The organism is Streptomyces glaucus (assembly GCF_039533365.1).
Taxonomy (GTDB): domain Bacteria; phylum Actinomycetota; class Actinomycetes; order Streptomycetales; family Streptomycetaceae; genus Streptomyces; species Streptomyces glaucus.
Window position 1 is genome coordinate 1 of the sequence record NZ_BAAATK010000080.1, and the last position, 18,899, is coordinate 18,899.

An 18,899-nucleotide genomic window follows, 5' to 3' on the forward strand; every position below is an offset into this window, starting at 1 on the left:
TTTTGTCTTCCTAAGACCGCTTGGCCTCCGACTTGCCGCCGTCGCGCCGCCCCGCCGGCCGCGTCCGCGCCTGCCGCGCCGCCGCTCGGACCGGGCGCCGCGCCTGCCGCTCCCCGTCCGCCCGATCACCTCCCGGGGACCACCGCCGCGGGCCGCTGTCCGCTGACGACAGCCGGCGCCACCCGGGGCGGCCGCAGCGCGCCCCGGGCCCCGGCCGTACGCCCCCGCCGGGCGCGGTACGGCCGTATCCCCGCGCACCGGTCCGCCGCGCGCCCCCGCGCGCCGCCGGGCCGGGTTCCGCACGATCCGAGAGGGACACCAGGTGATCGGTCCTGCCCTGCCCGCGTCATCCGACGCGGACCCCGAGAGAAGCGCCGACGAGGCGGCGACCGCCTGGGCGCTGGCCGCCCGCGCCGGCGACCTCGCCGCCGGCGAGCGTTTCGTCCGCGCCCTGCACCGCGACGTGCGGCGTTACATCGCCCGCCGGTGCGCCGATCCGCAGGCGGTCGACGACCTCGCGCAGGACACGTTCCTGCGGGCGCTCGCCGGCCTGCCCCGGTTCGAGGGGCGCTCCTCCGCCCGCACCTGGCTGCTCGCCATCGCCCGCCGCGCGGTGGCCGACAGTCTCCGGTACGCCGCCGCCCGGCCCCGTCCGTGCGCAGCGCCGGACTGGCGGTCGGCCGTCGAACTCGCCCAGCCCCGCCACCTGCCCGGCTTCGACGACGGCGTCGTCCTGCTCGACCTGCTGGCCGCGCTGCCGGACGAGCGGCGCGAGGCGTTCGTGCTGACCCAGCTGCTCGGCCTGCCGTACGCGGAGGCCGCCGCGGTCGGCGGCTGTCCCGTGGGCACCGTCCGCTCGCGGGTGGCCCGCGCCCGGGCCACCCTGCTCGCCCTGCTGACGGCGGCGGAGGACCCCGCCGCGGCCCCGCCGCGTCCTGAACGGGGGCGCCGGACCGGGGACCGCGCCGCCGTCGTGGGTACGCGGCCGGAAAGGGGGCCGGACGCAGCGGCCGCCGGGGCGCCCGGTGCGCGCCGGCACCGCGGGGCCGGGCTCCGGGCTCCCGGGGCCCGGGAAGGAGAGGAGGGACCGCCGATGATCTCCCAGATGGTCACGGTGCCCGTCGGCGGCGCGGAGCCGGCGGGTGACCTCGTGCTGCCGGACTCCGCGCGGGCCGTGGTGCTGTTCGCGCACGGCAGCGGCAGCTCCCGGCACAGCCCGCGCAACCGCAGGGTCGCCGGGGAACTGCGCGCCGCCGGCCTGGGCACCCTGCTGATGGACCTGCTCACCGAAGCGGAGGAACGGCAGGACGCGCTGACCGGGGAACTCCGCTTCGACATACCGTTCCTGGGCCGGCGCCTGGTGGCCGCGGTCGACTGGCTCCGGGCGCAGCCCGGGACCCGCGAGCTGCCCGTCGTCCTGTTCGGCGCGAGCACCGGCGCCGGAGCGGCCCTGGTCGCCGCCGCCGAGCGGCCCGGCCCGGTGCTGACCGTCGTCTCCCGCGGCGGACGGCCCGACCTGGCCGGCGACGCGCTGGACGCCGTACGCGCACCGGTGCTGCTGATCGTCGGCGGACGGGACCGCCGGGTGCTGCGGCTGAACGAGGAGGCGGCCCGGCGGCTGCGCGCGCCGCACACCCTGCACGTCGTGCCCGGCGCCACCCACCTGTTCGAGGAGCCCGGCGCGCTGGAGGAGGTCGCCGCCACCGCCCGGCAGTGGTGCGAGGACCGGCTGCGGGCCGCCGCCCGCTGACACCGCCCGCCGTCAGCGGGCGGCGGGCGCGCCGGTGCGCGGCCGGGCGTCCTGCCGCAGCGGCTTCCGCGGCACTGAGCCGAAGCACGATAGATGTCCCCGTTGCGGTCCGCTGACCTGGGGTTGAACGCGGCGCGCAGCAGGACGGTTGTCACCGAAGAGGCAGCGCTGTTGTCACCGGAGCCGAATTTGCAGGCTTGTTGTCACAGCCTCCGGCCGCCGTGCGAGTTCCGGCCTGCGATGACTCGACCTGTCCCGTGCTTGCCGTGGCGGATGACGCGGGCTAGCTCGTGGCGGGACTCCTGGCCGCCGGGCCGCAGGAACCGGGGGTCCTGAACGGCGGGCCCGTGGCGCGGCCGAAGCGGTGGAGGGCCGAGCCGGCCTACGGGGCCTGCCCCCATCGGCATCGTGCACGTCAGACAGCAGCAGTATGGCTGCCTGTGCCCGTGAGGGTGGCGGGTCGTGCGAGTGGTGTGGATCAGTGGGCCGTGTCAGCCGGCTGACGGGGTGAGGCTGGTGCGGTCGAACGGGCCACCGTGCGCGGCGGCGTACGTGATGGCGTCATTGACGGCATCGAGGCCGAACGACCGGACCCGTTCGGGGGCGAGATCCAGAGTGCCCGAGGCGAGGAGCCGGATGATGCCGACATTGGCTGTGCGCGGGTACATCCACTGCCCGCGCACGGTGACCGAGTTGCGCATGATCCATGGGTACGGGAGTGCGAGGTCGTCGCCACCGAGCATGCCGACGCCGCCCATGAGGACGACGCGGCCGTACTCGCGCACGCTCATGGCCGCCGCACGCGAGGCCGAGCTGGGCGCGCTCGGCGGGAGCAGGTCGATCACCATGTCGATCGGGCCGTCGGCTGCCGCGGACATCGCCGCGCGGTCGGTGGCCTCGTCCCCGGTCAGCGGGACCGGGCGCAGACGCGGACCGAACCGGTCGGCGAGCAGGTCGAGCGCGGCCTTGTTGCGGCCGGGGGCGACCACGCGGCCCGCGCCCATCGCGAGCGCGACCGCGACAGCGCTGCTGCCGAGGTTGCCGGTGGCCCCGCTGACGAGCAGCGTCTCGCCGGCCGCGAGCCCGCCTCTCAGCAGCCCGCCGTAGGAGATGGTGTGCACCGTGAGCGCGGCCCAGCGGGCCGGATCCTCCCCGGCCGCGGCGGGCAGCGGGTAGACGTTCTCCGTCGGGACCCGCATGAGCTCGGCGAACGCGCCGTCGTGCAGGTACTCGGCGAGCCGCGCGCCGCCCTCGCCGCGCGAACTCCAGCCCTGGAGCGTGATGTCGGGCGTCAGGGCGTCGTCCCGCGAGCGCACCGTCGAGTCGCACCACACCAGGTCGCCGGCCTGCAGCCGGGTGGCGTCCGGGCCGACGTGGAGGATCCGCCCCACCGCGCCGACACCGGGTACGACAGGGGGGACAAGAGGGTAGTTCCGTTTGCCGCTGAAGACTTCGGCCGCGTAGGGCGCCACGTTGGCGGCGAGGACCTCGACCACCACCTCACCGCCCCCGGCCTCGGGGTCCGGTACCTCCCGCACCGCGAGCGGGGCGCCGAACCGCGTCAGAACTGCTGCTCGCACGTGATGACCTCCGTGTTGTCCGTGCTCTTGAGATCGACACTAGGAGCGGGACGAGCATGCCGGAAGCGAGGATCCGGCATCTGTGGTATGCGTATCCGGCATGGACGTCTCCAGCGCGGGACTGCGGGTCCTGCGGCAGATCGCCGAGTCCGGCAGCTTCACCGCGGCGGCCGCCCGGCTCGGATACACGCAGTCGGCCGTCTCCCGCCAGGCCGCCGCCCTCGAACGCAGCGTCGGTACCACCCTGTTCGAACGCCGCCCGGACGGGGTACGGCTCACTCCCGCCGGCTTGACCCTGCTGCGGCACGCCCACACGGTCCTCGCCTCGCTCGCGGCGGCCGAGCGTGAGCTCACCGGGACCGTCCCACGGACCGAACCTGTACGGCTCGGGGCAGTCCTGAGCGCGGGTTCGGCGATCCTGCCCGCCGCACTCGCCCACCTCGCGGCGACCGACCCGCAGATCACGGTCACCACCCGCGAGGGCACCACACCCACCCTGATCCGGGCGCTGCGCGCGGGCTCGCTCGACCTCGCCGTGCTGACGTCCCGTCCACCCCACCGGCCCTTCGACGGCGACTCGCCGCGTCTGCACCTCGAGGCCGTCGCGGACACCGAACTGGTCGTGGCGGTGCCTTCGCACGGCGAGTTCGCCGGGCGCACCACGGTGCACGTCGACGAACTGGTCGACGCCGCTTGGATCGCCACCCCGTCATCAGGCGGCGAGCCGCTGCTCGGCGTCTGGCCCGGCCTGCCCGGACGGCCGCGCATCATCCACTCCGCGCGCGACTGGCTGACCAAACTCCAGCTGGTCGCCGGCGGCTTCGGCGTGACCACAGTGCCGTCCCGGCTCTCACCGGTACTGCCGCCGGGGGTAAGCCTGCTGCGCGTCGACGGCGCACCCCCCGAGATCCGCCGGGTGCTCGTGGCACGCCTGGGCGGCCACCCCACTCCGGCGATCACGGCCGTCACCCGAGCGATCACTTCGACCGCCTGAACCGCCGCCACCGCCGGCCTGTTCTTCGCGGTACTGACGCCCGGCTCCGCCGCCGTCACAGCATGGCATCACGTACATGACGGTCCAACGTGCGGACACGCGAGCGAGCTGGTCCGGGCTCGCAGCCCGGGGCGGGCTGCTCCAGCGAACTCCAGGTGCTCCACGCTGCCCGCGGCTACGCCTGAGCAGTGGCGTGGACAAGTCAAGGGGGATCCGGGCCGCTGCCCTCACAAGGCGAAAAGGCCCGAAACCGCCTGTCCCAAGCCGAAGAATCGGAACGCTCAAACGGCCGACTCGCAGCTCACCGGCAACTGCAGTCACTCAGTCGCACCAGCCCGGTGCACTCCGTCCGAGGGTCCTGGTGACAACACGCTGCCTTGGTGACAGCTATCGTGCTTCGGCTCAGGCACCGGCCGCCGCGGCGGCGGGGCGACCGTGCGGGTGCCGCCGGGCTCGTGCGGGATCGGCGCCCGGTGTCCTGCGGCGGGCGGGTCAGGCGCTCAGCGGGCCGACCTCGACGGCGCGCGGCTCGCGCGGCCCCGCCTCCACCTGCCGTGCCGCGTCCGCCCGCCGGGCGTCGATCTCGTCGAGCAGGGCCCCGCAGCGCACGCCGGTCTCCTTGGCGAGCGCGGACAGCTCGCGGATGCGCGCCTGCAGGTCCGCGCGGCGCTGCGGGTACTCGTCCCACAGCCGGTCCACCTCCGCCAGCAGCAGCCCGGCCTGCTCCCGCGCCACCCCCACCAGGGCCGGAGCGCCCAGCCGGCGCGCGAAGTCGAAGACCTTGCCGGAGTACGGCAGCGGCAGCACCGGCACCCCGGACAGCGCCGCGAAGATCACGAAGTGCAGGCGCATGCCGACGGCCAGGTCCAGGTGGTGCATGAAGCCGAGGACCTGGCCGGGGCTGTAGGAGCCGTGCAGGATCCGTCCCCTGTCCGGCGCCGTCATGTGGGACAGCACCGCGTGCGCGTGCCGTACGTCGTGCCGCTCCATCGGCAGGAACACCACGTGCGCGTCCAGCCGCCGCACCAGGAAGTCCGCGACGTCGGCGAGCAGCGCGTGGTAGTCGCCCTCGTCCAGCTTCTCGGCGGCCCGGCCCGGCTCCCGCACCGACATGCCCACCAGCCGGGTGTCCAGGGGCAGTCCCTCGCCGCGCATCATGTCGTCGGTGAACGGCTCCGCCCGCAGCCGCAGCGCCGGATCGGCGGTGACGGTGACCTCGCGTTCCAGCCCGACCTCCTCCAGGACGAGCCTGGACTCCTGGTCCCGCACCACCACCTCCTCCATGTCCGTCAGGACGGTGCGCACCGCCTCCCGGTCCTCGGGCTCCCGCAGCGGCCCGGCGCCGACGGCGTAGGCGAAGGTGGGCACGCCCCGGTCCTGCGCGGCCCGCACCAGCCGCAGATAGCGGCGCGCCTCACCGTCGTAGAGGGTGCCGCCGCCGCCCAGCACCAGCAGGTCCAGGCCGGACAGCGCGTCCAGCACGTGGTGGCGGCTGACGCCCTCCCAGTCGATCACCTCGTCGGCGTCGCGGTGGTGGGCGCGGGTGTGCTCGGCGTTGCGGCTGAAGACGACGAGGTGCGCGTCGGGCCGGTGGGCCCGCAGACAGCCGAGGACGCAGGTCAGGATCGACTCGTCACCGATGTTGAAACCGCCGTAGGAACCGAGCACGCCGATGCGCGGGCCCGACCGGGCGGGGTGCGGATGCGAGAGCGCAGTGGTCATCCGGGAACTCCCGTCATGTCGGAGACTGCTGGGCGGGTGGCGGTGACGCGCGGCGGCCCGGCCGCGCGGGGCGCGGGTGTCGTGTGCCGCCCGCTCGGAAACACGCCTGCTGCGGCGACCGTACGACAAGTCCGGGGGGTGTGCATCGCAGGACGGCGAGGGGGTACGCGGGTGCCGGACCGAGGGGGGGGCCGCCGCCACGCGGGAAGCACCGGGAAGCACCGGGGGAGCCGAGGGAAGGAGGGGCAGCCGCCATGCGGTTCCGTGATCGCCGCCAGGCCGGGCGGGCCCTGGCCGACAGGCTGCGGGCCCTGCGGGACGCGGGCGCCCTGGAGGACCCCGTCGTCCTGGCCCTGCCCCGCGGCGGCGTCGCCGTGGCCCGCGAGGTCGCCCTGGCGCTCGACGCCCCGCTCGACGTGCTCGTCGTGCGGAAGATCGGCGCCCCGTTCCAGGAGGAGTTCGGCGTCGGCGCGATCGCCGGGGACGACGAGCCGCTCTACGACGGGCGGACCCTGCGCCGGCTGGGGCTCACCGAGGCCGCACTCGCTCCCGTGGTGGCCCGCGAACGCGCCGAGCTGCGCCGCCGCGAGCAGCGCTACCGCCAGGGCCGTCCCGCCCCCGACCTGCGGGGACGTACCGTGATCGTGGTCGACGACGGCCTGGCGACCGGCTCGACGGCCCGGGCCGCGCTGCGCGCCGTACGCCGTCGGGAGCCCGCGAAGGTGGTGCTGGCCGTGCCGGTCTCCTCGCCGGAGGCGGCCCGGCTGCTGCGCGCCGAGGCCGACGAGGTGGTCTGCCTGCACGAGCCGGCCGCGTTCCTGGCCGTCGGCGTCTGGTACGAGGACTTCGAGCAGCTGACCGACGAGGACGTGCTGGAGGCGCTGCACGGGCGGCGGACGGTGCGCCACCGGGGGATGTGAGCCGCGCCCGGCGGACGCGGCCCGGGCCCCCGCACCCCGCAGGCGTCCGCGGCGGCCGGTCAGACGACGGCGTCGGCGCGCAGGGCCGCGATGTCGGCCGGGGTGCGGCCGAGTTCCGCGAGGATGGCGTCGGTGTGCTCGCCGACGGCCGGCACGGCGTCCATGCGGGCGGGCACGCCCGCGAGGCCGGCCGGCGGGATCAGCGCCTCCACCAGGGCGCCGCCCGGCACGGCCACCTGCCGCCAACGGTCCCGGGCGGCCAGCACCGGATGGTCCAGGAACGCGGCGACGTCGTTGACCCCGGCGCAGGCGATGCCGATCTCCTCCAGGTCCCGCAGGATCTCCGCGCTGCCGGAGCGGGCGCAGCGCGCGGCGACGACGGCGTCGAGCTCCGCACGGTGGGCGACGCGGTCGGCGCCGGTCGCGAACCGCGGGTCGTCGGTCAGCTCGGGCCGCTCCAGGAAGCGGGCGCACAGCGCGGCCCACTCGCGTTCGTTCTGGACGGAGAACAGCACCTCCTTGCCGTCGGCGGCGGTGAAGGCGCCGTACGGGGCGATGGTGGCGTGCCGGGTGCCCAGGCGGGCGGGCTGGGCGCCGCCGTAGCGGGTGTAGTAGGCGGGCTGGCCCATCCACTCCGCGAGCGCCTCGAACAGGGAGACCTCCACGGGACGGACCTCGCCGGTGGTGGCGCGGACGTACAGGGCGGTGAGGATGCCGCTGTAGGCGTACATCCCGGCGGCGATGTCGGCGACGGAGATGCCGACGCGGGCGGTCGCCTCGGGTGTCCCGGTCAGCGACACCAGGCCGGTCTGGCACTGCACCAGCAGGTCGTACGCCTTGCGGCCGGACCAGGGGCCGGTGGTGCCGTAGCCGGAGACCGTGCACGGGATCAGCCGCGGGTGACGGCTGGTGAGGGCGCCGGCGCCCAGGCCGAGGCGGTCGGCGGCGCCCGGCGCGAGGTTCTGCACGAACACGTCGGCGCCGTCGAGGAGCTCGTGCAGGATCCCGACGGCCCGCGGGTCCTTCAGGTCCAGGGTGAGGGATTCCTTGGACCGGTTGAGCCACACGAAGTAGCTGGACTGGCCGTGGACGGTCGTGTCGTAGCGGCGGGCGAAGTCGCCGCCGCCCGGCCGCTCCACCTTGATCACTCGGGCGCCGAGGTCGGCGAGCTGCCGGGTGGCGTAGGGCGCGGCCACGGCCTGCTCCAGGCCGACCACCGTGACGCCGGACAGGGGAAGCCGCTGCACGCCCATGCCTCCGGTTCCCGGTCCGGTTGCGTGTCCCGGGGCGGGCACGGGGACCGTAGGGGTTTTCTACGGCCGGACCCGGACGCTGTCAACGGCGCCCCGGGCCGTCGGACAGCGGGTTCGCGGCCGTTTCGCGGGAGGGGCGCCGGACCCGGCGTGGGGTGCCAGGCCGTCGCCGGCCCGCGGCCGGTGGCCTCCGGATCCGGTCCGGACCCGGTCCGGATCCGGGGAGGGCGGGCGGAAAGGGGAGGGGCTGGAACCCGTGGGCTCCGGCCCCGCACGGCGCGTGCCGCGGTCAGGCGACGGCGGACGCGCCGGCCTGGCCGTGCAGGCGGGCGACGACCTCGGTCAGCTGCGCGGCGACCTCGGCGTCGTCGGCCGGGTGCGTCTCGGCGAAGCGGGTCATCGAGCCGGGGATGGACAGCTTGATGTCCTCGATCACCTTGCCGCCGGCGATGCCCACGGACTTGCGGGTCTCGTCGTGCGCCCAGACCCCGCCGTACTGGCCGAAGGCGGTGCCGACCACGGCGACCGGCTTGCCGCTGATGGCGCCGGCGCCGTACGGGCGGGACAGCCAGTCGATGGCGTTCTTCAGGACGGCGGGGATGGTGCCGTTGTACTCGGGGGTGAACAGGATCAGGGCGTCCGCGGCGGCGGCGGCCTCGCGCAGCTTGGCGGCGGCGGCCGGGACGCTGCCCTCGACGTCGATGTCCTCGTTGTAGAACGGGATGTCGGCCAGGCCCTCGAACAGCTCCACCGCGGCGCCCTCGGGCGCGAGCCTGACGGCCGCCTCGGCGAGCTGGCGGTTGTGCGAACCGGCGCGGAGGCTGCCGACGAGCGCGAGGATACGAACAGACATGCGTGACTCCCAGGTGCAGGAAGGAAGCGGGAACGGGTGCGGGACAGATGCCGAAACACTGCCGTCACAAATCCGGACCGAGGTCCGTTTTATGTTGTAGCACCTTAAGCGGACCACGGTCCAGTTTTGTTCCCGATGCTTTACGCTGGCTTCATGTCCGCCGCCCTGCCGCCCTTCCCCGCGCCCGAGGAGTCCGCCGGCCACCCCGAACTGGTCCAGCTCGGCTCCGGGCGGGACGAGCCCTGCCTGCGCGCCGACGCGGCCCGCAACCGGGCCCGGCTGCTGGAGGCAGCGGCCCGCCTGGTGGCGGAGCACGGCGCGGCCGGAGTCACGATGGAGGCGGTGGCCGCGGCGGCCTCGGTCGGCAAGGGCACGGTCTTCCGCCGCTTCGGCGACCGCACCGGTCTGCTGATGGCGCTGCTGGACCACTCCGAGAGGAAGTTCCAGGCGGCGCTCCTCGGCGGGCCGCCCCCGCTCGGGCCCGGAGCGCCGCCCGTGGAGCGGCTGCGGGCCTTCGGCCGCGCCCTGCTGTGCCGCTCGGCCGACGAACTCGAACTGCAACTGGCGGCCGAGCCGGGCGCCGAGCGCCGCTTCACCGCCGCGCCGCGCCGCTTCCTGCGCGGCCACCTCACGCTGCTGCTGCGGCAGGCCGTCCCGGACGCGGACTGCGAGCTGCTGGCCCACACGCTGATGGGATACCTCGACCCCGTCCTGGTCCACCACCTGACGAAGCAGTGCGGCATGCCCATGGAGCGGCTGGAGGCGGGCTGGCTGGACCTGGTGGCGCGGGTCACGCGCACCGAGCCGCCCCGCTGAGACCGGGATTCCCCGAGGCCACCGGGGGAGACGGCCCCCACTCCCGCCCCGTGGCGCGGAGCCGACCGCGCCACGGGCTTCCCCCGCCCGAAACGCTCCGTCCGGCTTCTGCCAAGATGCGGTACGTCATGGTGCAGATACCGAAAACGCCCGCGACCGCGTCGCCCGCACCGCGCTCCGCGCCCACGAGCGCCGATGTGGCCCGCCTGGCCGGCGTCTCGCGCGCGACCGTCTCCTACGTCCTCAACAACACCAGCGCCGTACGGATCAGCGAGCCCACCCGCCGCCGGGTCCGCGAGGCCGCGAAGGAACTCGGGTACGTCCCGCACGCGGCGGCCCGCAGCCTGCGCGCCGGGCACAGCCGGATGGTCCTGATGCCCGCGCCCACCGTCCCCGTCGGCCCGCTGTACGGCCGGTTCATCAACGAACTGCAGTGGGCGCTCGGCCGCCTGGACTACACCGTGGTGCAGTACGGCACCGTCGGCGTGCACGGCGACGAGGCCGTCCGCGCCTGGGCCGAACTGCGGCCGGTGGCCATCCTGGCGCCCGGCTCGGGACTGGACGCGCGGGGCGTGGCGGTGCTCCGGCGCTCCGGCGCCCGCGCCGTGGTCACCCTCGGCCCCGAGGCCGTCGAGGGGGCGCACGCCCTGCTCATGGACCACGAGACCGTCGGCCACTGCGCCGGCCGCCACCTGTACGACCGCGGCCGCCGCCGGATCGGCGTCGTCGTCCCCCGGGAACCGGGACTCGGCGTGTTCTCCGGGCCGCGCCTGGAAGGCGTGCGACGCGCGGTGCGCGGCACCGGCGCCACCGTGACCGAACTGCCCCTCGCCTACGAGGAGGCGGCCGCCGCACGGCTCGCCGCACGGTGGCGCGAGCTGGGCCTGGACGCCGTGTTCGCGTACAACGACGAGTACGCGATGCTGCTGATGCGCGCCCTGCAGGACGAGGGCATCGCCGTGCCCGGCGAGACGGCCCTGATCGGCGCCGACGACCTGATGCTGGGCCGGCTGCTGCGGCCCCGGCTGAGCACGGTCCGCATCGAGCTGCCGTCCGGCCGCGACCTCGCCGAACTGGTCGACCGCGCGGTGCGCGACCCCGCCGCGCCGCCCGAGCGCCGCACGGTGCTGGGGGCGGCGGTGGTGCACCGGGAGTCCAGCTGAACCGGCCCTCCGGCCGGCTCAGCGGTGACCGCGGCGCCCGGTGAGGGTCACTGCCCGGTCTGCCCGGCCTGCTCCTGCTGCTCGGCGATCGTCCTGCGGACCTCGTCCATGTCCAGCTTCCGCGCCTGCCCGATGACGTCGGTGAGCACGGCCTCGGGCAGCGCGCCCGGCTGCGCGAACACGGCGACCTGGTCCCGGACGATCATCAGCGTCGGGATCGACTGGATGCCGAAGGCCGCGGCCAGTTCCGGCTGTGCCTCGGTGTCCACCTTGCCGAACACCAGGTCCGGGTTCTCCTCGGCCGCCTTCTCGTACACGGGCGCGAACTGACGGCACGGCCCGCACCAGGACGCCCAGAAGTCGATCAGGACGAAGTCGTTCTCCGTGACCGTCTGGTCGAAGTTCTCCTTGGTGAGCTCCACGGTGCTGCTCATGGCGTGTTCCCTCTTCCTGGGTGTCGGGCAGAGCCGTCGGCACAACACGGCCGGCCGGTCACGTATTCCGCGCACGTACCCGTGTGGCCCTCGCGCACACCACCCACCAGACTGACCCCATGACGGAAACGGAATCCATCGAGTACGACGTCGTGGTGCTCGGCGCGGGCCCCGTGGGGGAGAACGTCGCCGACCGCACCCGCGCGGCCGGGCTGTCCACCGCGGTCGTGGAGAGCGAACTGGTCGGCGGCGAGTGCTCGTACTGGGCGTGCATGCCCAGCAAGGCCCTGCTGCGGCCGGTCATCGCCCGCGCGGACGCCCGCCGCGTGCCCGGGCTGCGCCGGTCGGTGCGGGGCCCCCTGGACGCGCCCGAGGTGCTCGCCCACCGGGACGAGTACACCTCCCACTGGCAGGACGACGGCCAGGTCCGGTGGCTCGACGGCATCGGCGCCGACCTCCACCGCGGGCACGGACGGCTCTCCGGCGCGCGCACGGTCACCGTGACCGGCGCCGACGGCGAGCGGCGCGTCCTGACCGCCCGGCACGCCGTCGCCGTCTGCACCGGCAGCCGCGCCCTGCTGCCCGACCTGCCGGGACTCGCCGACGTCGGGCCCTGGACCAGCCGGGAGGCCACCAGCGCCCAGACCGTGCCGGGACGGCTGGTGGTGGTCGGCGGCGGCGTGGTCGCCGCCGAGATGGCCACGGCCTGGCAGGCCCTCGGCGCGCAGGTCACCGTCCTGGTCCGCGGCAAGGGGCTGCTGGGCCGCATGGAACCGTTCGCCGGGGAACTGGTCGCCGAGGCGCTCGAGGAGGCCGGCGCCGACGTCCGCACCGGCACCTCGGTGGAGTCGGTGTCGCGTGAGAACGGCACCGTCGTGGTCGTCACCGGCGCCGGCGACCGGGTCGAGGCCGACGAGATCCTCTTCGCCACCGGCCGCGCCCCGCGCACCGACGACATCGGCCTGGACACCGTCGGCCTGGCGCCGGGCTCCTGGCTGGACGTCGACGACAGCCTGCGGGTGACCGGCCACGACTGGCTGTACGCCGTCGGGGACGTCAACCGGCGCGCCCTGCTCACCCACCAGGGCAAGTACCAGGCGCGGATCGCGGGGGCCGCCATCGCCGCCCGGGCCACCGGGGAGACCCTCCGCGCGCAGGCGTGGGGCGCGCACGCCGCGACCGCCGACCACGCCGCCGTCCCCCAGGTCGTCTTCACCGACCCCGAGGCGGCGGCCGTGGGCCTGTCGCTGGCCGAGGCGGAGCAGGCCGGCCACCGCGTCCGGGCCGTCGACGTGGACCTCTCCTCGGTCGCCGGCGCCGGCCTGTACGGCGACGGCTACCGCGGCCGGGCCCGCATGGTGGTCGACGTCGAGGACGAGATCCTGCGCGGCGTCACCTTCGTCGGCCCCGGCGTCGGCGAACTGATCCACTCCGCGACCGTCGCCGTCGCCGGGCGGGTCCCGGTCAGCCGTCTGTGGCACGCGGTGCCGTCGTACCCGACGATCAGCGAGGTGTGGCTGCGCCTGCTGGAGGCCTACCGCGACAACTGAGGCCCCGCGGCGCCGGGGGCCGGTTCCGCGGGGCGGGCCGCCCGGCGCCGGACGGCGCGCCGACGCGCTCCCCGGCCCGCCCCCGGCGGACGGGGACGAGCCGGACGCGCCCCGCGCCGCACCGCCGGTGCGGCGCACGCCGCGCACGCCCCGTCAGGGCAGCTCGAAGCCCAGGGCCGCCGCGGCCTCGTGCGGCGTCGGCTGCGTCCAGCGCTCCGCCATCGCCTGGTTCGAGGACAGCGACCGCGGCTCCGCCCGGTCGAGATACAGCACGCCGTCGAGATGGTCCGTCTCGTGCTGCACGATCCGCGCGGGCCAGCCGGAGAACACCTCGTCCACCGCCCGCCCGTGCTCGTCCCGCGCCCGCAGCCGCACCTCGGCGTGCCGGGCCACCACCGCCTGCCAGCCCGGCACGCTCAGACAGCCCTCGAAGAACGCCGCCCGCGCGGTGCCCACGGGTTCGTACGACGGATTGACCAGCACCCGGAACGGCTGCGGCACCCGCCCGCGGGCCAGGCGCACCTCCTGCGGAACCGGCGCCGGATCCTCGATCACCGCGATCCGCAGCGCCACGCCCACCTGCGGCGCGGCCAGCCCCACCCCGGGCGCCGCGTGCATGGTGACGCGCAGCGCCTCGACGAACCGGGCCAGCAGCCCGGGTTCCAGCTGCCCGTCGAAAGGTTCGGCGCCGCGCCGCAGGACCGGGTCGCCGGCCGCGACGATCGGCAACGGGCCCGCGCCGGCGAGGAGTTCCTCGACCCGCTCGGCAAGGGGCGCGCGATCGTTCGGAGTTCCCATCGCGTCAGCATGCCACGCCCTCCCGCCCTGCCGTGTGACCCATGCCACACACCCCTCCCGGAACTCGACGGGCCGCGGATCCGACTACCGGAGCGCCACGGCACCCCGACCCCCCGGAGAGGCCACGATGACCACCCTTCCCCCGACCACCACGGACGAGGCCCCGCCCCCCGCCTCCCCGCCGCCGGCCCCCGGCGGATGGGCCGCGCTGCGTCCCCTGGTACTGCGCCTGCACTTCTACGCCGGGCTGTTCGTGGCCCCGTTCCTGCTCGTCGCCGCGGTCACCGGCTTCCTGTACGCCGCGTCGTTCCAGGCCGAGAAGATCGTGTACGCCCAGGAGACGACCGTCCCCGTGGGGGAGCGCAAGCTGCCGGTCTCCCGGCAGGTGGCCGCCGCCCGCGCGGCCCATCCCGGCGGCACGGTGACGGCCGTGCGCCCCTCGCCCGAGGCCGACGCGAGCACCAGGGTGCTGCTGTCCGGTGTCGAGGGCGTCGACGACACCCATGTCCTCGCCGTCTTCGTCGACCCGTACACGGGGAAGGTGCGCGGCGCGCTCGAACAGTACGGGTCGACCGGCGCGCTGCCGCTGCGCACCTGGATCGACGAGTTCCACCGCGATCTGCACCTCGGCGAGACCGGCCGGCTCTACAGCGAGTTCGCCGCGAGCTGGCTGTGGGTCATCGCGGGCGGCGGCCTGGTGCTGTGGTTCTCCCGCCGCCGCGCCCTGCGCACGGTGCGCGGCACCAGCGGGCGGCGCCGCACGCTCGGCCTGCACGGCACCGTCGGCGCCTGGGCCGCCGCCGGTTTCCTCTTCCTGTCCGCGACCGGCCTGACCTGGTCGGCGTACGCCGGCGCGCACATCGACGAGCTGCGCACCTCGCTCGGCCAGGCCACCCCGTCCCTGTCGACGACGGCGGGCGGCGAGCACGCGGGCCACGGCGCCGCCCCGGCCGGCGCCGCGCCCGGCGCCGGCCGGGACGTCGGCCTGGACCGGGTCCTGGCCGCCGCCCGCGCCGAAGGACTCACCGACCCCGTCGAGATCGTCCCGCCCGCCGACGCGGAGTCCGCGTACGCCGTGCAGCAGGTGCAGCGCAGCTGGCCCGAGAAGCAGGACGCGGTCGCCGTCGACCCGGCCACCGGCGAGGTCACCGACGTCCTGCGGTTCGCGGACTACCCGCTGCTCGCCAAACTCACCCGCTGGGGCATCGACCTGCACACCGGCGTCCTGTTCGGCCTGGCCAACCAGATCGCCCTGATGCTGCTCGCGCTCGCCCTGATCGCGCTCGTCGGGTGGGGCTACCGCATGTGGTGGCAGCGCGGCCGGGGCTCCTCCTTCGGCCGGCCGGTCCCCCGCGGGGCCTGGCAGCGGGTGCCCCCGCAGATCCTCGTCCCGCTGCTGGCGGCGGTCGCGGTGACCGGCTACTTCGTGCCGCTGCTGGGCATTCCGCTGGCGGCGTTCCTGGCGGTGGACGTCGTCCTCGGCGAGATCGCCCACCGGCGGGGGCGGCGGACGTACGGGGGCGGGGCGGCGGCGCGGTGACGGAGCCGGCCGCGGGGCCCGGACGCGCCGGTGCCCGGCTCCTGGACGGAGCCGGGCACCGGGGCGAGGGGTTCAGACCCGTTCGAAGTCGCCCGCCAGGGCCGAGGCGATGCGCAGATGCGACTCGGCCTCCTCGTGCCGCCCCTGCCGCTGGAGCGTGCGGCCCAGCATCAGCCGGGCGTAGTGCTCCACCGGGTCGCGCTCGACGATGACGCGCAACTCGGCCTCCGCGCGCCGCAGCTGGGCCGAGTGGTAGTAGGCGCGCGCCAGCAGCAGCCGCGGTCCGGTCTGCTCCGGCACCTCCTCGACCAGCCCGGCCAGCACGCGCGCGGCGGCGGCGTAGTCCTTGGCGTCGAAGAACATCAGCGCCCGCTCCCAGCGCTCCGCCGGCGTTCCGTGGTCGTAGTACGTCGTGTCCACTCGTGACCTCCTTCGACGCTCCCCAACCACCGCATCTCGTAAAACATTCCACTACTTAGGTTCGAAATATCTTGCCGCGGCCGCCGCCCCGGGCAGGCGCCGGGGCGGACCCTGACCCCCCGGCGCGGTGCCCGGTCCGTACGGGTGCGGTTTCCCGCAGGGTGAGCGGTGCGGGAAACCGCACCGGACCGGACGGCAATCCGCATACCGCCTTTGAGCTGCGATTCCTAGCGTGGAGGGCGGCCGGGGCGCCTGCCCCGGCCGCCCCGCAGGCTTGGAGACTCGGATGCACCTCACGCCCTTGGCCCTGCCGCACGAACCCGCCGACGGCATCGCGGGCTGGGCCGCGGATCTCGTCGACACCATGGGTGGTCCCGGAGCCGGCCTGGCCATCGCGCTGGAGAACCTCTTCCCGCCGCTGCCGAGCGAGGTGATCCTGCCGCTGACCGGGTTCGCCGCCGGACAGGGGGTCCTCACCCTGACCTCGGCGCTGTTCTGGACCACGCTCGGCTCGGTCGCGGGAGCCGTGGTCCTCTACTGGATCGGCATGCTCTTCGGCCGTGACCGCGTGCACGCGGTCTGGGCGAGGCTTCCGCTGGTGAAGGCCTCCGACCTGGAGCGCACGGAACAGTGGTTCGCGAGACACGGCACCAAGGCGGTCTTCCTCGGCCGCATGGTGCCGGTCTTCCGCAGCCTCGTCTCCGTCCCCGCCGGAGTGGAGCGCATGCCCCTGCCGGTGTTCGTCATGCTGACCACGCTCGGCAGCCTGATCTGGAACTCGGTCCTGGTGCTGGCCGGTTACTGGCTGGGCGACCAGTGGGAGGCCGTGGAGACCTACGTCGGGATTCTCTCCAAGGCGGTGCTGGTCCTGGCGGCCGTCGCCGCCGCGGCCTGCGTGGCCGTACGGCTGCGGAGCCGCAACCGGGCCCGGCACCGCCGCACTTCATGACGCACGGCGGGCACACGCGCACCGCGGCCCGGTCCCGCTCACAGCCCGATCGATCTTGCTCCGGCCATGCGGCCCCACTAGGCTCGGCCCTCGTGCAGGGGGACTCCGCGGGCAGCACCGCCCATCACCTGCCGGGCCCATCCGGCCACGACGACTCCGGCGGGGACGATGCTGCGGCGATCCCGCCGGCCTCCTGGCCGCGTCGGAGCGCCGGTACGCTCCTCGGCTGCGGCACGGCCCTGCTCGGCTTCCTCCACTTCCTCGTGACCGGCACCGCCCTCGGCCCCTTCCTGCTGTGGCCGCACACCCGGACCAGCGCCCTCCACATCGTTCTGACCGGAGCCCGTCGGCTGACGGCCCTGGAACGGGCGCGCCGGGCCGTCTTCTTCGGCGACCGCTTCCCCGAGCACTACAAGGCGTCCGACCGGAAGATCCTTCACTATCTGGCGGTCCGCAGCTGCACGGGGCTGCTGTGCGGCGTCGTGATCGGACTGCTGGGCGTCGGGATCGTCCTGGCGGGGCTGCTCGTGCGGGGAACGGTCCAGGCGAGCCTCCGCTGGGACGAGTTGCTGACGCAGGTACTCCTCGGCGGTGTGCTGCTCTTCCTCGACCTCCAGGGCCTCCACTCGCTCGCCGCCCTCGACGCGCGCATCGCCCGCGAGTGCTTCGGCCCCTCCGAACGGGAACTGCTGCAACGGCGCATCCGTGAACTGGCCGCCAGCCGGGCGGCGGTCGTACGGGCCGTGGACGCCGAACGCCGGCGCATCGAGCGGGACCTCCACGACGGGATCCAGCAGCGGCTGGTGGCACTGGGCATGCTGCTCGGCCGGGCACGCAGGGGACGCAGCCCCGAGCAGGCGGACGCCCTGCTGCGCCAGGCGCACGAGGAGTCCCGGGACCTCCTCGCGGAACTGCGTGAAGTGACCTGGCGGGTCTACCCCTCGGCGCTGGACAGCCTGGGGCTCGAGGAAGCGCTGGCCGGAGTGTCCGAGCGGTGCGGCATCCCGGTCCGCACGGAGTTCGACGTCGGCGGGCCACTGCCGCGGCCGGTGCAGACCGCGGCGTACTTCGTGGTGTCGGAATCCGTGACCAACGCGGCCAAGCACTCCCGCGCCACGGCCGTCTCCGTGCGGGTGGCGCTCCGCGGCGGAGTGCTCACCGTGCAGGTCCGGGACAACGGCAGAGGCGGCGCGAACCCCGCGGGCAGCGGGCTGAGCGGACTGCGCGGCAGGACGGCCGCGCTCGACGGCGTCCTGCGCGTCGACAGCCCCGAAGGGGGACCCACCACCATCACCGCGGAGCTGCCGTGCGCCTGATGATCGCCGAGGACTCGACCCTGCTGCGCGAGGGACTGGTGCGGCTCCTGGCCGAGGAGGGACACGAGGTCCTGGGCGCGTTCGGCGCCGCCGAACCCCTGCTGGAGGAGATCGCCTCGCGGCGGCCCGATGTCGTCGTCCTCGACATCCGGATGCCTCCGACGCACACCGACGAGGGGCTGCGCGCGGCGCTGGAGATCCGCGAGCGGTGGCCGGAGGTCGGCGTGCTGGTGCTGTCCCAGCACATCGAGCGCGCCTACGCGCTGCAGCTGCTGGCCTCCCGCGCGGAACGGGTGGGATACCTCCTCAAGGACCGTGTCGCCCAGGTGGAGGAGTTCCTGGACGCGTTGGAACGCGTCCGGGCAGGGGGCGCCGCCATCGACCCCGAGGTGGTGCGGCAGCTGGTCGTCCGCACGACGCACGCGGATCCGCTGACCCGTCTCACGCCCCGCGAGCGCAGCGTTCTGGAGACCCTGGCCCAGGGGCACACCAACACGGCGATCGCGCAGAAGCTGCACATCTCGTTGAGCTCGGTGGAGAAGAACCTCAACGCGATCTTCGACAAGCTGGAGCTGTCCCGCACCACCGGTTACAGCCGGCGGATCCTGGCGGTCCTGAGATACCTGAAGTCGTAGGGACACCGGTCGCAGGTCACGCGTGCGCTCCCCGCCCGGGCCGCCCCGCGCTCCCCGGTCCGGCCCCGGACCCCGCCGGCCGTCCGCCCCCCGGCGCACCTCTCGGACCGCGGCGTCCCGTGCCGGGCGATCCGCCGGCGCTCGCCGCCGCCGGGGCCGGGGCCGGGCGCTCGTCCGCCGCCTGCCGCGGCCGTGCTTCCGGCGCG

17 protein-coding genes and 1 pseudogene are annotated in these 18,899 nt (G+C 75.1%); 11 read left to right on the forward strand and 7 right to left on the reverse strand.

The annotated features are described in order from the left end of the window. Nucleotides 1-322 precede the first annotated feature (322 nt). Nucleotides 323-922: pseudogene (locus ABD363_RS30785) on the forward strand (sigma-70 family RNA polymerase sigma factor); the annotation flags it as partial. 171 nt (nt 923-1,093) lie between these two features. Continuing rightward, on the forward strand, nt 1,094-1,750 hold the full coding sequence (locus tag ABD363_RS30790; RefSeq protein ID WP_344609564.1) for a dienelactone hydrolase family protein: 657 nt from the start codon (nt 1,094-1,096) through the stop codon (nt 1,748-1,750). A gap of 491 nt (nt 1,751-2,241) precedes the next feature. On the opposite strand, the gene ABD363_RS30795 is transcribed toward ABD363_RS30790, so the two are convergent. Then, the gene (locus tag ABD363_RS30795) at nt 2,242-3,330 is read right to left on the reverse strand and encodes an alcohol dehydrogenase catalytic domain-containing protein (protein WP_344609534.1); all 1,089 of its coding nucleotides are present in this window, start codon (nt 3,328-3,330) and stop codon (nt 2,242-2,244) included. 100 nt (nt 3,331-3,430) lie between these two features. On the opposite strand from ABD363_RS30795, the gene ABD363_RS30800 reads away from it, so the two are divergent. After that, entirely contained in the window at nt 3,431-4,324 is an 894-nt protein-coding gene (locus tag ABD363_RS30800) for a LysR family transcriptional regulator (protein WP_344609536.1), read from the forward strand. A 492-nt stretch (nt 4,325-4,816) separates the two neighbouring features. Here ABD363_RS30800 and ABD363_RS30805 read toward each other — a convergent pair whose 3' ends face one another. Further along, nucleotides 4,817-6,046, reverse strand: coding sequence for a polysaccharide pyruvyl transferase family protein (locus ABD363_RS30805; protein ID WP_344609538.1), 1,230 nt, complete (start codon nt 6,044-6,046; stop codon nt 4,817-4,819). 254 nt (nt 6,047-6,300) lie between these two features. On the opposite strand from ABD363_RS30805, the gene ABD363_RS30810 reads away from it, so the two are divergent. Further along, nucleotides 6,301-6,966, forward strand: a complete 666-nt coding sequence (locus ABD363_RS30810) for a phosphoribosyltransferase (protein WP_344609540.1) — start codon at nt 6,301-6,303, stop codon at nt 6,964-6,966. A 59-nt stretch (nt 6,967-7,025) separates the two neighbouring features. Here the strand turns inward: ABD363_RS30810 and ABD363_RS30815 are convergent, their stop codons facing one another. Both ABD363_RS30815 and ABD363_RS30820 read right to left on the reverse strand, forming a co-directional pair. Then, nucleotides 7,026-8,219: a CaiB/BaiF CoA transferase family protein gene (locus ABD363_RS30815; protein ID WP_344609542.1), complete on the reverse strand. Its 1,194-nt coding sequence runs from the start codon at nt 8,217-8,219 to the stop codon at nt 7,026-7,028. A gap of 289 nt (nt 8,220-8,508) precedes the next feature. Continuing rightward, nucleotides 8,509-9,072 carry an NAD(P)H-dependent oxidoreductase gene (locus ABD363_RS30820; protein WP_344609544.1) on the reverse strand — a complete coding sequence of 188 codons (564 nt, stop codon included), beginning with the start codon at nt 9,070-9,072 and terminating at the stop codon, nt 8,509-8,511. Nucleotides 9,073-9,225: 153 nt separating this feature from the next. On the opposite strand from ABD363_RS30820, the gene ABD363_RS30825 reads away from it, so the two are divergent. Further along, the gene (locus ABD363_RS30825) at nt 9,226-9,888 is read left to right on the forward strand and encodes a TetR/AcrR family transcriptional regulator (protein ID WP_344609546.1); all 663 of its coding nucleotides are present in this window, start codon (nt 9,226-9,228) and stop codon (nt 9,886-9,888) included. 128 nt (nt 9,889-10,016) lie between these two features. After that, nucleotides 10,017-11,051 (forward strand): LacI family DNA-binding transcriptional regulator, encoded by a 1,035-nt coding sequence (locus ABD363_RS30830; RefSeq protein ID WP_344609548.1) that lies wholly within the window; start codon nt 10,017-10,019, stop codon nt 11,049-11,051. A 47-nt stretch (nt 11,052-11,098) separates the two neighbouring features. On the opposite strand, the gene trxA is transcribed toward ABD363_RS30830, so the two are convergent. Then, complete coding sequence (gene trxA, locus ABD363_RS30835) at nt 11,099-11,485, reverse strand: thioredoxin (RefSeq protein WP_344609550.1); 387 nt, start codon at nt 11,483-11,485, stop codon at nt 11,099-11,101. A 119-nt stretch (nt 11,486-11,604) separates the two neighbouring features. Here trxA and ABD363_RS30840 point away from each other — a divergent pair, with 119 nt between their 5' ends. Beyond that, nucleotides 11,605-13,035, forward strand: coding sequence for a dihydrolipoyl dehydrogenase family protein (locus tag ABD363_RS30840; protein WP_344609552.1), 1,431 nt, complete (start codon nt 11,605-11,607; stop codon nt 13,033-13,035). Between the two features lie 153 nt (nt 13,036-13,188). Here ABD363_RS30840 and ABD363_RS30845 read toward each other — a convergent pair whose 3' ends face one another. Beyond that, on the reverse strand, nt 13,189-13,833 hold the full coding sequence (locus ABD363_RS30845) for a peptide deformylase (protein WP_344609554.1): 645 nt from the start codon (nt 13,831-13,833) through the stop codon (nt 13,189-13,191). Between the two features lie 127 nt (nt 13,834-13,960). Here ABD363_RS30845 and ABD363_RS30850 point away from each other — a divergent pair, with 127 nt between their 5' ends. Continuing rightward, complete coding sequence (locus ABD363_RS30850) at nt 13,961-15,373, forward strand: PepSY-associated TM helix domain-containing protein (protein ID WP_344609556.1); 1,413 nt, start codon at nt 13,961-13,963, stop codon at nt 15,371-15,373. Between the two features lie 72 nt (nt 15,374-15,445). Here ABD363_RS30850 and ABD363_RS30855 read toward each other — a convergent pair whose 3' ends face one another. Beyond that, nucleotides 15,446-15,793 (reverse strand): tetratricopeptide repeat protein, encoded by a 348-nt coding sequence (locus tag ABD363_RS30855; RefSeq protein ID WP_344609558.1) that lies wholly within the window; start codon nt 15,791-15,793, stop codon nt 15,446-15,448. A 286-nt stretch (nt 15,794-16,079) separates the two neighbouring features. On the opposite strand from ABD363_RS30855, the gene ABD363_RS30860 reads away from it, so the two are divergent. The 3 genes from ABD363_RS30860 (at nt 16,080) to ABD363_RS30870 (ending at nt 18,693) form a co-directional block, all read left to right on the forward strand. Then, on the forward strand, nt 16,080-16,742 hold the full coding sequence (locus ABD363_RS30860) for a DedA family protein (RefSeq protein WP_344609560.1): 663 nt from the start codon (nt 16,080-16,082) through the stop codon (nt 16,740-16,742). A 92-nt stretch (nt 16,743-16,834) separates the two neighbouring features. Beyond that, on the forward strand, nt 16,835-18,058 hold the full coding sequence (locus tag ABD363_RS30865; protein WP_344609562.1) for a sensor histidine kinase: 1,224 nt from the start codon (nt 16,835-16,837) through the stop codon (nt 18,056-18,058). Further along, nucleotides 18,058-18,693: a response regulator transcription factor gene (locus tag ABD363_RS30870; protein WP_344609566.1), complete on the forward strand. Its 636-nt coding sequence runs from the start codon at nt 18,058-18,060 to the stop codon at nt 18,691-18,693. The genes ABD363_RS30865 and ABD363_RS30870 overlap by 1 nt, the downstream gene beginning before the upstream one ends. Nucleotides 18,694-18,899: the final 206 nt, after the last annotated feature.

Bases quoted from the DNA above. Each gene is read 5' to 3' on its own strand.
- ABD363_RS30815 (WP_344609542.1), bottom strand. From the start codon at position 8,219: ATGGGCGTGCAGCGGCTTCCCCTGTCCGGCGTCACGGTGGTCGGCCTG.
- ABD363_RS30850 (WP_344609556.1), top strand. From the start codon at position 13,961: ATGACCACCCTTCCCCCGACCACCACGGACGAGGCCCCGCCCCCCGCC.
- ABD363_RS30800 (WP_344609536.1), top strand. From the start codon at position 3,431: ATGGACGTCTCCAGCGCGGGACTGCGGGTCCTGCGGCAGATCGCCGAG.
- ABD363_RS30805 (WP_344609538.1), bottom strand. From the start codon at position 6,046: ATGACCACTGCGCTCTCGCATCCGCACCCCGCCCGGTCGGGCCCGCGC.
- ABD363_RS30810 (WP_344609540.1), top strand. From the start codon at position 6,301: ATGCGGTTCCGTGATCGCCGCCAGGCCGGGCGGGCCCTGGCCGACAGG.
- ABD363_RS30840 (WP_344609552.1), top strand. From the start codon at position 11,605: ATGACGGAAACGGAATCCATCGAGTACGACGTCGTGGTGCTCGGCGCG.
- ABD363_RS30820 (WP_344609544.1), bottom strand. From the start codon at position 9,072: ATGTCTGTTCGTATCCTCGCGCTCGTCGGCAGCCTCCGCGCCGGTTCG.
- ABD363_RS30830 (WP_344609548.1), top strand. From the start codon at position 10,017: ATGGTGCAGATACCGAAAACGCCCGCGACCGCGTCGCCCGCACCGCGC.
- ABD363_RS30860 (WP_344609560.1), top strand. From the start codon at position 16,080: ATGCACCTCACGCCCTTGGCCCTGCCGCACGAACCCGCCGACGGCATC.
- ABD363_RS30870 (WP_344609566.1), top strand. From the start codon at position 18,058: ATGATCGCCGAGGACTCGACCCTGCTGCGCGAGGGACTGGTGCGGCTC.
- ABD363_RS30845 (WP_344609554.1), bottom strand. From the start codon at position 13,833: ATGGGAACTCCGAACGATCGCGCGCCCCTTGCCGAGCGGGTCGAGGAA.
- ABD363_RS30825 (WP_344609546.1), top strand. From the start codon at position 9,226: ATGTCCGCCGCCCTGCCGCCCTTCCCCGCGCCCGAGGAGTCCGCCGGC.
- trxA (WP_344609550.1), bottom strand. From the start codon at position 11,485: ATGAGCAGCACCGTGGAGCTCACCAAGGAGAACTTCGACCAGACGGTC.
- ABD363_RS30790 (WP_344609564.1), top strand. From the start codon at position 1,094: ATGATCTCCCAGATGGTCACGGTGCCCGTCGGCGGCGCGGAGCCGGCG.